The sequence below is a fragment of the Candidatus Enterococcus ikei genome (genome assembly GCF_017316105.1).
Taxonomy (GTDB): domain Bacteria; phylum Bacillota; class Bacilli; order Lactobacillales; family Enterococcaceae; genus Enterococcus_L; species Enterococcus_L ikei.
On the sequence record NZ_JAFLWD010000032.1, the window covers coordinates 95,043 to 109,807 of the forward strand.

At 34.4% G+C, this 14,765-nt stretch carries 10 protein-coding genes; 3 read left to right on the forward strand and 7 right to left on the reverse strand.

The window, feature by feature from the left end:
* Positions 1-26: 26 nt before the first annotated feature.
* From JZO69_RS12445 to gshAB, 7 genes are all read right to left on the reverse strand, one after another.
* Positions 27-815, reverse strand: a complete 789-nt coding sequence (locus tag JZO69_RS12445; RefSeq protein WP_207113189.1) for a WxL domain-containing protein — start codon at positions 813-815, stop codon at positions 27-29.
* Positions 812-1,138, reverse strand: a complete 327-nt coding sequence (locus JZO69_RS12450; protein ID WP_207113190.1) for an EF2685/EF0750 family sortase-dependent surface protein — start codon at positions 1,136-1,138, stop codon at positions 812-814. The genes JZO69_RS12445 and JZO69_RS12450 overlap by 4 nt, the downstream gene beginning before the upstream one ends.
* Positions 1,139-1,152: 14 nt before the next feature.
* Positions 1,153-3,912, reverse strand: coding sequence for a WxL domain-containing protein (locus JZO69_RS12455; RefSeq protein ID WP_207113191.1), 2,760 nt, complete (start codon positions 3,910-3,912; stop codon positions 1,153-1,155).
* A 190-nt stretch (positions 3,913-4,102) separates the two neighbouring features.
* A complete protein-coding gene (locus JZO69_RS12460) occupies positions 4,103-5,380 on the reverse strand; it encodes a pectate lyase-like adhesive domain-containing protein (RefSeq protein ID WP_207113192.1) in 1,278 nt (425 codons plus the stop codon).
* An 84-nt stretch (positions 5,381-5,464) separates the two neighbouring features.
* A complete protein-coding gene (locus JZO69_RS12465) occupies positions 5,465-6,175 on the reverse strand; it encodes a winged helix-turn-helix domain-containing protein (protein ID WP_207113193.1) in 711 nt (236 codons plus the stop codon).
* A gap of 305 nt (positions 6,176-6,480) precedes the next feature.
* The gene (locus JZO69_RS12470) at positions 6,481-7,593 is read right to left on the reverse strand and encodes a tyrosine-type recombinase/integrase (RefSeq protein WP_207113194.1); all 1,113 of its coding nucleotides are present in this window, start codon (positions 7,591-7,593) and stop codon (positions 6,481-6,483) included.
* 593 nt (positions 7,594-8,186) lie between these two features.
* A complete protein-coding gene (gene gshAB / locus JZO69_RS12475) occupies positions 8,187-10,457 on the reverse strand; it encodes a bifunctional glutamate--cysteine ligase GshA/glutathione synthetase GshB (protein ID WP_207113195.1) in 2,271 nt (756 codons plus the stop codon).
* Positions 10,458-10,670: 213 nt separating this feature from the next.
* Here gshAB and JZO69_RS12480 point away from each other — a divergent pair, with 213 nt between their 5' ends.
* The 3 genes from JZO69_RS12480 to JZO69_RS12490 all read left to right on the forward strand — a co-directional run.
* Positions 10,671-11,165, forward strand: a complete 495-nt coding sequence (locus JZO69_RS12480; RefSeq protein ID WP_207113196.1) for a cysteine hydrolase family protein — start codon at positions 10,671-10,673, stop codon at positions 11,163-11,165.
* Positions 11,166-11,358: 193 nt separating this feature from the next.
* Complete coding sequence (locus JZO69_RS12485) at positions 11,359-12,243, forward strand: YitT family protein (RefSeq protein ID WP_207113197.1); 885 nt, start codon at positions 11,359-11,361, stop codon at positions 12,241-12,243.
* Between the two features lie 330 nt (positions 12,244-12,573).
* Positions 12,574-14,765, forward strand: a 2,192-nt coding sequence (locus tag JZO69_RS12490) for a M6 family metalloprotease domain-containing protein (RefSeq protein WP_207113198.1), incomplete at its 3' end; no start/stop codon positions are given.

Consider the following 14,765-nt stretch of genomic DNA (forward strand, 5'->3'; position numbering starts at 1 on the left):
TTCCTCCTATTTGTGTGTGTTTCTATTTATGGCAACTCAGATAAAATCCAAGTTATCACCGTTTGGTATTTTGTCTGTTTTTTTTCGACAGACCCAGGCACAAAAAGTGTGACTGCTTTATTTTTATACACTTGTTTATTTTCAAAATTCGGATCAAGTATAGGTGAGCCGTGTTCATCTACTGCAGGTTTCAGCGTGGGATCAATCGCATTTTCATTTTCTTCGGATGCTCCAAACGCTATAGTCCAAGTCCCTTGCCCAGTTCCTTTTTCAGCATTAGCTAAATTATATGTTGTTCCAACCTTGTCAATTCTGACTACTTCGCTACCTAATATTGGTGCATATTTTTGATCCATAGATGAATTAGCCCAAGCTTTATCCAGTGACAGATACGCACCAATCAACCCTGTTTCTTTTGATTCAGTAAATGCCGTTTCCTGTCTTACTTGTAACTTCCAACCAGCACTTGTTGTTCGACTATCCGAAACTTGTACAAAATTACCACGAGCCTCTTGTTCACCATGAAAAAGCTGTGCATTGACTGAATAAAATTGATCTTGGGATGAAAGCTTATTTCTACCAAAATTCAATTGTGGCGCAAAATCTAAACGTAAATATTCACCTTGTGGTGTAAATTCACCTGGATCAACTGGCTTTTCTGGAAACTCTGGATCAATCACTTGAGGTGGAATCAGTGATGCTTCAAATTGAACTGAACCCTTTTGATTGGCTGTCTGGTTTTCAGCCTGAGATTTTTGAGGAACAATTATGCTAAACATCAGAATACTCAAAGTCAAAAACAATTTGATTTTCATAACTCCAAATCATCCTTCCGTTTTGTTTTCTTCATCCAAAGAATCCATAAACCTATAAATGCCAACATCAAACCACTCATCATTAATGATTTTCGAATAATTTCCCCTGTATTAGGAAACCTTCCAATAGGTTTTTTTGTTTTTTCAGGCTCTGGTGCTTTACTTTCATCTACTGGCATTTCCTTTGAATCATCTGTATAAAACTCAATTTCTGCAATAGTACCTGCTTCTCCACCTTCAGCCAAAGCTACTGTTGAACCTAAAGTAAAAGTTATAGAAAGAAGTAAGAATAATGCGAGACAACTATTATTAAATTTTTTCATATTCCTTTTCCTTTCTAAGGTTTGCTACTAGATGGAGCCTCAACTAATTGCCACAAGATTTTCGCTTCATAATCACCAGTTTTTTTAATTGCACCTGATTTCGTTTCTAATTTTAAGCCGTCACCTTTTTTAGTCCAAGTAGCATTGACATTATATAAACTAACTTGTTTATCTGGTTGGTAGATATTTTGAGCATTGCTATTTAAAGAAAATTCCTTATTTTTATAGACATAACGAATTGCATCCTCAATAACAATAGACGTGTCGGCTGCATTATGTAGCTCTTCCGTTAACTTAGCTTTTAATACCCAGTCTTTTTTTGAGCCACGCTGATCACTAATGATTAAATCTTTATCCATAGATTCCGGTTCATCGATTCGCTGATCAGAAGCTTTCACAGCAATATTAGTTCCAAATACAATTATTTTAGGAGCTGAAAGTAATTGTAATATTCCATCTGTCAATTCCAGCGTTTCCTTATTTGAGATAAGTCCCTCTTTATCCACTGCATAAACTTCAATTTTATGCGCTCCTTGAGGTAGTTCAGCTGCTGGTATCATAAACTCGTAGGGAATAGAAGTATTTTTAGGTGCATTAGGATAGTCAGCTATTATTTGAACAGGGTCTTTGTCATCTATTTTGTAATAGATTGAAACTGTGTCTGAATCGCTATCTTTGAATGTACCAGTTAATTTTTTTGCTTCACCAGTAGATACACCCGTTTTTTCATTCAAAGTGATTGTTGGCGGAACAAGATTTTCAACAAATTCTTTTAATAGAGCATTCGCTTCACCGTTTACTGCTTTATTAGCAGAATCAAATCCTTTGGCGAAAACCCAGTTATCAATTTGGGTTGCTGCACCAGAAAGATTGATTTTAGCTGAAAATTTAATTTTGAAATTAGCTTTATCATCTGCTAGAATATTTTTCTTGGGTAAACTTATTTTCTGACTGTCAGCATCATATACATGCGCTACGGTTTTATTATCTTGGATAACTGAAATCGTACTTGCATCAACATCTAACGACGAAACAACTGTGTCTGAAATATCAACATTTTTCCAAACATTTGTTGGTACGAATGAACGGTTTTCAATCTCCATTTCGTACTCCAAAATATCACCGATTTTTGCTTGTGTACCAGTAGGCCGATTACTATTGACAGCTGTTTTATTAGTAACTTTCTTAGAAACAAAAGGCTGTACTGCTTCGGTTGATTTCACCCTAGATTTTGCTGTGTTGCTGGAAACAACATTTTTTTTATTTTCGTTATCTGTCAGTATCGTATCTGTATAATGTAATTCTGATCTATTCGGTATAATAAAAGCTTGTTCAGCTTCTGAATATACTTCCCGAACTGCTGTTAAGTTATCTTTATTCAAGGTTCCCTTAATATCCATTTGCAACATTTCACCATACATTGCTTGATCTTGCATAAATTGTTCAGTAAATTCAACTCGAATCACATCTCTAACACCTGCTGGTTCGGCTTCAATACCAATTTCTGGATCAGCCGATACGCTTGGTACAGTTTTATCACGATCAATTGTTACGTTATAATAACTTTGAGGTAATTCTTGCTGAGTTTGACCTAGCTTTAGTGTGATATCCGATTTATCGGCAATTTTCACTGCATTATGAATAGGATCAAGCCAAATAAATGATTTATAACGATAGTTTTTACCATTATTCGGTGTATATTGATATATTGAAAAATCTACTTTATCCGTGCTGTCATAACCTAATTTATTAGGATTATCTGTCTTAAATGGAATTAACGCCTCATTGTCCACTAAAGAAGCACTGTTAGACATTCGAAAAATCAAATTATAACTGCTTGTTGGACCAAAAGTATAAGCAGCCCATGATCGTTTTGACGTTTCTCGATCATAATTAGGATCAGTTGCATCTGGCTCTCCTACCCCAGGTCTTGCCGGAAAAATATGAAGTAACTGATTAGTGATTTTATAATTTAAAATATTAGTCTGTTGAACTATCAATTTTTGTAAGTTCATTTGCTTTTCATTCAATAGAATACTTTCATAGAAATCAACATCCGAAAAAACATTATAACCAGTAACCTCAACTTTAGCTTGAGTCTCATGATCTAAATAGTCATATTGCAGATCCGCACTTGGATAGTCAGCTTCTTTTGTACCTAACCCTAAAGTTAGACGTACTTGGTTAAAATTGTGCTTGTTCGCACCAATCAATAAACCTGGTGCTCTTTCAAAACGAGTATTAAAACCTGCTCCTTCATCGACTTTATTAACAGTGACCCGCATATCAATCCATTTACCTTTGAAAATACCTACGTTAGTATAAATTAATTGCGCTACTTTACCTGCTTTGGCATCTTCTGGCGTGTAACGATATACAGGACCTTGAAAGGCATTATGAGAAGCTAATTCAGTAAAGCTATTATTAACATTAACCATTTTCGTTCCGGTATCAGGTCTGCCAGGAATCGAGTCTGTCCAACGAGGAATAAAACTATATTTCCCTTCTAAAGGTGGAATTGATTCTTGCCCCAAAGTAATTGTTTTGGAATAACTCATTAATGGATTTCCTCGATCACTAGGATCATCAACCAAATACGGTAAACTAAAATCGCTAGTCTTTTGTGCTGTATCTATTTTTTTTTCTTTTGTTTCCTCTGCTTTAATTTTGTAACTATCATCAAAAAAAGCTCGAATATACGTACTTTGGAAAAAAATCAATACGAGTGTCAGAATAGTTGTGAAAACCATTAGCCACTTCCTGTTCTTTAACATTTGTCTCCTCCTTTCTTTGATTATTGTTTTACAAAATCATTGCTCTACATTTTACAACGTTGAGTGGGACATCACTCTTTGAATCACATCCCACTCACTTGAAATCCGAATAACTAGTGAGAGCAGAAGCTACTCCTTATTATTTCTCGGAGTTAAACACTTCTATCCCAACCTCGTTGTATAAAATAGACTAATTAGAGCTACTAGTCAAAATAATTTTGCCAAAATTTTGTACATTAAAATTCGCATTAAAATCATCATTTTCAGATTCTACAGAAGTAGTTGCGCCATTATTTATATTGACTGTTGCAGATTTAACTCCCCAATCATTGAACAATGTATTATAGTCGCTGTATCCTTCAGCATATAATTGGTTTTGGAAGGCAAATGTTGCAGTTCCTTCATTTTTCTTTGTACTGAAAATAGGTGCACCGATTGTAGTATTTCCTAATTCAAAGTACGCTGCACAATCTACGTTAAATGACGCTGCATTTGCTGAGATTGCTCCACGAGAAGCTTCGCCAGTGATTGCAACATTCGCACCTTTAGCAACATTCATTTGAGTCCCAGGCTGTGCAAAATCTAACGCTGGTTTGATTCCTTTTGCTGAGCCTTTAGAGTGAACTTCAAACATTGCATTTTCACCTATGTTTAAGACGGGTGCTTGTTTATGTTGTAATGATTTGTCAAAAGCTAACCCTGTACCTTCTGTACTAATCGATACTATTGATCCTGATTGTAAGTCGATTTGATTAATTTTACCGTTAAAAGCAGAGCGTGCTTTGTTTTTCACATTTAAACTAACAACTGCCCCAGTTTCAACTATTGCAGTTCCTTGCCAGCCGTTTGCATAGGTTCCTTTGAATTTAAATGCACTGCGGTCATGTATACTATTAGCAGCAATACCATCTAATTTAGATTCTTCTTTAAAGACAACATGAGCTACCCAACCGATTTCATCTTCTGCATCAATTGTGTTTGTTCCTTCAAAAGTTAACGTTCCGTTGTCCAATTGAACTAATGTTTCCCCATTAAATGTATTGTTTTTTGATACAAAGTCCCAACCGTTACTTCCTTTAAAGAAAGTACCTAATTTGCGATTCCCCTCAACTGCAACACCTTCTAAAGTGAAAGTTGCTCTTTCTTTACTTGAAACTTTACCATGTACATAAAATTTACCAAGATTGATTTTCGCTTCCGTTGTTGAGTACACTTTCACATCTCTAATCGGAACACCAATGATAGCTTTCGGGAAAGTAATATCTCCTGTCACTTCAATTGCGGATACTGAAGCGTCTGCTAAGGCTGCTTTTAATTCCTCAAATGTACTTACCTGTTTCTCATTACTTGTAGCAACAACTGATGAATCTTCATTAGCATGTGCTGCTAATGGTAAAACTGATGGTGCGATCAACGCTCCTAAAACTACTGCTTTTGTTACTGTTGATTTTAATGAAATGTTTTTCATCTCTATCGTCCTCCTAAAAAGTTTTCTATATTAAACAGCTATATAAACTGTTCAATAACTATTTTTGATTATTGATTTATACCACTAAACAACTAGCATATACCCCTTAGAACGCACCGTTTTGATATATTTAGGAGATTTTTCATCCTTCTCAATCTTTTTACGCAAATGAAAAATCAAGTTTGATACTCGGTATTTTCGTTCCCCTACGTTATCTTTCCAAACGTTTTGATAAATTTTTTCATAGCTGACCGCTCGTCCGATATTTTGATATAGATATTCCATAGTTAGATACTCCAATTTCGTCAGGTCAATCTCTTTGTTATCTATTGTCACACTAAAATTACTTGGAACGAGCTTTAAGTTTGCCTCTTCCTTTAGATGATGTTTCTTTGAAATCTGTGTTGATTGTACGCTAGAAAAATCTGACATATTTCTATGACGTTTCAGCGCATTGGAAATCAATTGAACTAATTCTGCTGGTTCACATTCACTTCCAGCTATTCCGTCGGCACCTAGCCTAGGATAGACGCAACGATTGGCTTTCGTTAAATGTTCAGAAACAATCCAAACTAATGTGCTAAAACTTTTTTTCAAGTGGATGATCATTTCACAGACATTACCTATATATTGATTATCGTCATCTTGAATGATGACAACATCTAAGTCATTTTTGATTTTTCCCATTACATGTTCTTGCTCAATGTTATGAACATTTTCATATGTATCTTTCAGTATGCTCATGTAATCTTTATCTGTTGCAACAGATAACGAAACATAACCTATTTTATACATAACCTATTTTCTCCTTTCCACCAACTGAAATTCATGATTCACATTCTTTTTATTTTTTATAGAAGACAGGTATAATAATAGGGTATATGAATACACACTCGACAGTGTCTTAATTCATTCTTCTATGTACAGAATAAAATTATCTTAAAACTACTTCTTTCAAGATAAGTCTATTTTTTTCTTTATCTATCAGTAAATTTTAAAGAAGTTGACCATTTGCTGACGGTTTAAAACAAATAAAAATATAGTAATTTATCAAGAATTTACTTTAAATAATGAACTTGAATAAAAAAAAATCCACTCGTTTAAGAGTGGATGCTCAATCTTTTATCAATAATATTTATTGCAGCTTTTCTATTTTCCCATAGTGAATCTGTATATGTATCCAAGGTCATTTTTATTGATGAGTGACCCAATATCTTACTCAAAGTAGCAATATCAATGCCTTCTTCAACACATCGGGTAGCAAACGTATGTCTTAATGTATGGAAGTGAATATCATCTATTTGTGCTTGTGCAACATTTTTTTTGAATCTGTAGTTGATGATTCTTGGTTCCGTAAAACTGCCTCTGCAATTTACGACATACTGACTCGTTGTATCTTTCTTCCACCTCATTAAATACTCTTTTAAATTTACAGCAAGAGGGATTATTCTTAAGGAACTTTTAGTTTTAGGTGTATCAATCATTATTTCCGTTTTCCCGTTGATAGTAGGAGATGGAATTCTAGAGATTGTACGTCGAACGTGAATAATATCTTTTTCCATATCGATGTCAGACCATTTTAGACCGCTGATTTCACCTATTCTCATTCCCGTATACAATGCGATAATTTCTCCCGAACACTCTTTTTGCTGTAGAGCAACGTATTCTAAACGTTTTTGAGCTTGTGATGTTAAAGCGGAAATCTCTGGTTTTTCTGTAGTGGGCAATACAATTTTAGTACAAGGATCACTAGCTATTTTTTCATCAAATTCTGCTTTTTTTAGTGAACTTTTTAAAATAGCAATAATACTACGAATCGTACTTCCAGCCAAATTCATTGTATTCAAATAGTGAATAAATGATTCAATATCTTCTGATTTCAACTCGCTTAACTTTTTATTTCCTAGATAAGGTAAAATATATTTATCTATCTTCCCTTTATAGTTGGAATACGAGGATGCTTTGATTTTGCTTTTCATTAGAATATCCAGCCAATAATCAAACCATTGCTCTAGTGTTCCTGAAAAAGAAGCGATTCTTTTATCTGATGCAATATACTGCGCTTTTTTTACCGACAACTTTTCTTTAACTTCTGAATATTGTTTTCCGTATATATATCCATAAATAATTCGCTGGTCGATTGTTCGACCCTTGATATAACGTCCTTCCCAGCGACCGTCCTTTCTTTTGTAAATATTTTCCCCTTTTCTCATTGACTAAATCCCCTCCAGTTTTATATAAAATAATGACGGCTACCTTGACGGCTAATAATATCCTTTTTTTTGCTAATATCATATAATTCCTATGTTTTTTCGTTACAGATTAATTAGAATAAAAGAGATAATGATATTTTTTTCACATTTTTCTCAATTTTTGTTGTAATACAAGAAAAAAATGAAACAAAAACGGCTAGACGAATCAAAATAAATGCTTTAGACTGATATAAGTAAAGTATTTCATCTCAAAAGAAGTAGTTTCAAGATACCTTCGTTTTAAATTAAATAACTAATAAAGACCATGCTTCTATGTTAAAATAGTTCGATTCTCTGTCCTTTTTTATCAACAATCCCATCTATCTTATACTCTATTTGTACATTCCTCATCTATTATATACCAAAAAGAATGATTTTAGTTACTAAAAAAGATATTTTCTGCAAATAAATAAAAAATATAACTCTTTTTTATATCTTTATGCTACTTATTTCCTATTATTCTAACTAAAAAGGATCATCCGATTGTATAACAATCGGATGATCCTTTACTCTAGAGTTTGAGATAAAATGTGCTCAAACTCTTATATATTTTATTATTCAAAAACTTCTGGATAAAGCATTTTTAACACATCCATCGTCAAGTGGCGTCCCTTACCAGAATGTGGATAAGCATGCATATGCATCGCAGGATTAAAGTTTGCTTCTATAATTCCGTAAGTCTTACTATTCTTAGTTCCTTTTATCGATTTATCTGGAACAATCAAGTCGATTCCACAGATTTTTGCGCCTAATGCTTGAACTGCTTCAACTGCAATTTGCTTATAGCTTTCATCAAAATTGTCTGTAACATCAATGGAATCTCCACCCGTGCTGACATTTGAATTTTCTCGTAAATAAACGATTTGATCTTTGTCTGGAACTGATGTTATTAATAAATTTTGTTCTTTCAACATCAAACGTTCCACATCGCCTAACTGGATCAACTCTAATGGTGAGCGATGATGCGTTCCTCTCAATGGATCTAGATTTTTTTCTGCTACCAATGCTTCCACAGAGCGAATCCCATCACCAACAACATTAGCTGGCACACGTAACATGATCGCCCGCACTTGGTCATCTAAAACAAAGAAACGGTACTCTGTTCCTGGCAAGAACTCTTCTATTAAAACAGCTGAATCTTCTTTAAATGCCAAGTTCAACGCTTCTGTATAATCAGTCAGCGAAGCTCCTTCTTTGAAAATCGTAATCCCCAAGCCGTAATTTGTTGTCTTTGGCTTAATCACAAAGGCTTTTTCTGCATATTTAACATAGGCTTGCTCCGCCCGCTCAATTGTATCAAATTCATCGCCCGCAGGCACCGTAAATCCAGCTTCTGCCAAGACTTTTTTAGTGACTGTCTTATTTTCCATGATTAAAGGAACAACATAGCTATCTTTGCTAGTCATATTAGCATTTTTGACATATTCAACATGGTCGTTATGTTTGAGTTTTAAAAATTGTTCTTGCTCATCCAGTATTTCAACTTCTACACCTTTTTGTATGATATCAAATAAGAATAGTTGCGTGGATAACTCCATATTTCTAAAACCTGCTAGTTGATAGGGATGTTCAAACGCCATTCCTTGATATTCTTTACCAAAAACAATTCCTAATTCTTGATTAGAATTGCTTTCAATGATTGTCCACATTTTTCCAGCAATCGTTAAATCTGGTGTTCTTAGCTGTGCTCGATGGATTTCTACTGATTTTTTAAATCTAAACAGACCTAAAGATTCAATCATTTCATCCATTTCAGCAAATATCCGATCACCTTCTGCTAAAAGTTTTACTTGAGCAAAAGGGTGTCCTAAAGCAACTTGTTCATTTAAAAAGTCTCCAGTAGCAACCCAGTCATTCGGTGCTTCTTTTTCATCTGTCCACAATAAATACAACATAAATAAATGAATGAACTCAAGTGATTCTTCATCTACACCTAAAGGAGCAAAAGGATTTAAATCTAAATTTCTCAGTTCAATATAACGAACGCCCGTTTTAGGTAAATCAGCCATTTGCTGCCCACCACGAAGTCTAACAGCTGAATAAAACTCTTTTTCTTCTGATAAGATGCCATTTTCAACCATTCGATGAATATCGTTGATGTAATGCTGTAAAGATTCATAGGACACTTTAACATCTTCATTATTTTTATAACCGAATGAACTGTTACGCAAACTTCTGACTGGTACATTCGGATGTTCTTCTCGCTCAGTAAAGTAACCAGACTCAGCGACTGGAGATGCACCGAATAGATATGTGATCAGCCAACGGTAACGTAAATAATTCCGTGATACTTTCATATATAGAATGTTTTTGAATTCTTCAATTGTTTCGTATTCTGTTTGTTCTGAAAATAGCTCTTGAACCAATTCGATTGCATATTCAAAATTAAAATGGATCCCACTGACCATCTGCTTACGTTTGCCATATTCTCTCGCCAAATAACGACGATAAAGTATTCCTTCAAACTGATCCAGTTTGGCTATTTTGATGTCTTCATCCTTTAGAGGTAGTTTTGGAGGCATACTTAGCGGCCAAAGCATCTCATTTTTATTCATTGTACGTATCGCTACATCGTGGATTGCTGCAAGATAGCGCAACATTTCATTGATTGAATTCGCCACAGGTGTGATCAATTCCATTTGTGTTTCGCTGAAATCTGTTTGAATATATGGATGATACGAACGATTCCCAAAAGCTTCTGGATGATCGGTCAATGCTAGTTGACCATCAAATGTCGTACGTTGACTTTCTTTTTCTAATCCAAAACGTGCAGCCATGACATATGGGTGTACACTTTTTTTCTGTAACAACTCTCTAAATTTCATACTGTCGCCTTTCTTCACCGTTATTATTCCATTACTAACCATTATATAGAAAAAAAGAAGTAAAAAGAATATTTTCGCTTAAATTTCGTCAAAAATGAACGATATTCTCTTAATTGTTCAAAAAAACACGTTTTATCTACTACAGCATCTGCTTTTAACTCATCGAACTTCGTTGTATACTAATGAAAAATAGTTAAAAATAAGGAGTAAAAAATGAACAGTAAAGCCTTGATAGTAATTGACCTCCAAAATGGTCTAGAAAATGGTGGGACAGGATTATTTCATTTAACAGATATTTTAGCTGGAGTAAACCAACGCATTGCAGATTATCGAAAAAATCATTTACCTATCCTATTTATTCAGCATGAAGACTCTGATTTAGTCGTCAATAATTATAACTGGCAGTTATTTGACCAACTTGATGCCCGACCAGAAGACTTTTACGTTAGTAAAACCCATGCTAACTCCTTTTATCAAACACAGCTAAAAGAAGTATTAGATGAACATGCAATCACAGAGCTTGAGTTTTGCGGCGCTCAAACGGAATATTGTGTTGATACAACGATCCGTATGGCTCATGGATTAGGTTATACCTGTTCGATGAAAAGAGGATTGACTACCACACTGAACAATGATCTATTAGATGCACAAACCATTATTCAACACCATGAAACTTTATGGGATCAACGTTTCCTGACTTTTATCTGATTAAAATAGATGCAGTTTTTTTACTCTTTCTAATTTTACCATAATCATCGACTAAAAAATTAAAATTATCTCATGATATTTTTCCATCATTCATGATAGTATAACTAAAGGATATATATTGAGGATTTTATCATATGCACTTATTTAACACTCAATCATATAAATCCAGATATCTTTTTAAATGGAGGAAGCTATGAAAATTAAATTTACGAAAAAACAAATTCAAGACACGTTATATGTAACGATTGGTTCTTTTATTTTAGCAGTTTCGATCAATTCGATTTTACTGCCAAACAAAATTGTGGCCGGCGGCGCTAATGGAATCAGCGTGGTGATCAATTATTTATTTGGGACCAATCCAGCCTTAGTTTTATATGCAATCAATTTGCCTTTATTAGTCCTTTGTTTTTTACTCTTAGGGAAAGAAGTTGGGATCAAAACAATTTATGGAAGCTTGATTTATCCATTTTTTGTCGGGATCACTACTCATTTGCCTGTACTAACTCATAATATTTTTCTAGCGACGATCTTCGGCGGTATCCTAACAGGTATTGGTTTAGGTCTAGAATTTAGAGGAAATGCCTCAACTGGCGGTACAGCGATTATTTCACAAGTTGTGAATAAGTACTTTAAAGTTTCGTTAGGTGTCTCAATTTTATTTGTAGATGGATTAGTAATTTTATCAGCTCTGTTCGTGTTCAACACTGACACCGTACTGTTCTCATTGATTTGTTTATATCTTATTGGACGTGTGGTGGATTTGGTTCAAGTCGGCTTTGTTCGTTCGAAAAATGTGTTGATTATTTCACCGAAATTTGCAGAAATCAAAGAAAAAATCTTAGTTGACATGGATAAAGGATTAACGATGATCCCAATCGAAGGCGGTTATCAAAAAAATCCAAGCATGTTGATGATGACCGTCATCAGCGAAAAAGATTTTGCTAAGATCAAAGAGAATGTCTTAGCAATTGATGAAGAAGCATTTATCGTTTCAATGAATGCAAGTGAAGTTTTTGGTAAAGGCTTTAGCTTGAAAAAAATTGCTGAAGATTATGGGATTGAAGCGAATAATTTGTAGTTAATAATTGAAATAACGTTACCGATAAGCTCCTTATATTTTTAACATCAATTTATTTTATATATTATATTTTAAAACCATACGGAACGAAGTATCTAGTTCTGAAAAAAATTCTATTCGTGTTTTTTACTCGAATAGGATTTTTTTTTAGCGTTAGCTTATATCCCAATTATCTTTTTCCCTACTGTACTCCTTATGATTTATAGTAACCTTTGCGATTAAATCAACCATATCTCAAAAAACACTATATATTTCTTAATTTTAGATATATTTATATATATAAATACATGTTATATTTTAAATGTATCACCTATAAAAGGAGGAGTTTTTATGAAAAAAGTAAAAGGGTTGTTTTCTATGGCTTTGATTGGTACAATGCTATCTATTTCCCAGGGAAATGTTTGGGCAGATCCAGTAGAACCTAGAGGTATTGTAGATTTAAGGCAACCAACACAACAGCTATTCAAAGCCGAGGTTCAAGGGGACGAATGGCTTTCATATGCCATTGTTGAGAATACGAAAGAGCTAGTAGTATTTGGTGAAAATAACTACTGGTATTACGCTACTATAGAAGCCAACACGAACCATTTGGTTGCTACAGACAGTAAATTTAGCATTGATGCAAAACCTGATAATGCCGCTTATGAAAAAGATATATCAAAAATAAAAGTAGATATTCCTGAAGTAAATGTAGTAGAACCAAAAACGAAATCTCGTAATGTGCAACAAAAAAGAAACTTATTAGTTGTAATGATAGAATTTAACGATACACCCATGGCATTCACTAAAAATGATTGGCATAACACAATTTTTGCTTCAGGTAAAGATTCCGCTAATGATTTTTATCAAGAAGCTACTAAGGGATTAATTCAATTTACTCCTGTAAAAAATACGCAAGAAAATACTGTAGATGGCGTTGTGAAAGTTAAACTAGACAAAAATCATCCAAATACAGGCTTCGCAAGTGATAAATTTACTTTGCCTCGTCAAATGATTAATGAAGCGCTCAATCAAGAAAATCAAACACTAAATCTGAAACAATATGATACGAATAAAGATGGGTATCTTTCACCAGATGAACTACATGTCCTTGCAGTCTTTAGCGGTTATTCTGCTAGTGCAACAAATGCAAGTACTGGTGTATCTCCAACTATACATCCTCATAGATGGGGCGGAGGGATTTCAGTCGATGGCGTCAAAGTAGGGACTTATACAGCAGTGACTGATAAGAGAAAATGGTATTTAACTGACCCAGATGCTCAATCAACTATCGGAACTGTCGTTCATGAACTCGGACATGATTTAGGTTTACCTGATTTATATAATCCTTCCAACACCCAAGGAAATGGCTTAGGCAGTTATAGCATAATGGCCAATAGTCATACTACCATGAATGGCAAAACACCAGGTTCCTATCCAGTCCACTTTGATGCTTACTCAAAAGTAAAATTGGGACTAATAGAACCTACTATTATAACAAACGAACAAACACTGACCATTAACGAGATTCAACAAAGTAATTTTAATGTTGCTAAAGTTGAAACAGAAGACCCTAAGCAATATTATTTAATTGAAAATCGCCAAATGAAAGGCTTTGATGCAGCATTAGCACCCTATATCCATTCTGGCGGTGTCGGAATTTATTATGTCAATGAACATATCCCTAAAAACGAAGGCGCTGGCAAACAAATTGTTACGCTCCGAGAAGCAGATCAAGGCGTTGTTGGCTACTCTAAATTAGATAGTAATATGCTTAGAGGCTTAGATGGTTTCTATTACAAAGGAATCGGCATGCACAATAAAGAACAAACAATTGAATTAGGGAGAAAAACAGTTCCAGCAAGTACATTACCAGATGGAAAAAATCCTAAATTTGATATTATAGTGAATGATGAATCTAAAGATAGCATGTCTGTAACCTTTAGTAATCCTAAAATCTCTGTTATTGATATTACACTGAACCCAGCAAAGCTTTCGCTAGATGTAGGGAAAATTGAACAACTTACAGCAACCATTACCCCAGATAACGCTACCAACAAAACAGTTACTTGGCGCAGTTCAGATGAAAAGATTGCCACTGTAGATCAAAAAGGACTAGTCACAGCCCAAGCAAGCGGAACTGCAACAATTACTGCTGAAACTGAAGACGGCAAGCAAACAGCAAGTAGTACCGTTGAAGTAACTAGCGCTAGAGGAACTTATGGAACAACGCCTTGGACTTGGGATGAACCAACTCAGACACTTACTTTCAAAAAAGGGGATTTCCCTGCAACTCATTCAACACACAATATCGAAAAATTAATTCAAAGAGATCGATTAAAAGAAAAGAAAATCAAAAAAATCAAATTTGAAGATACTGTTTCTCTGAATAAGGACAGTGGGTATTTATTTGCCAACTTACGTCAACTAGAGGAAATCGAAGGGATTGAAAAACTAAACACCAGTGCGGTAACGAACATGTCGTACATGTTTTCTGCTACCAAGATTGCTTCTTTAGATTTGAATACTTGGGACACTAGTAA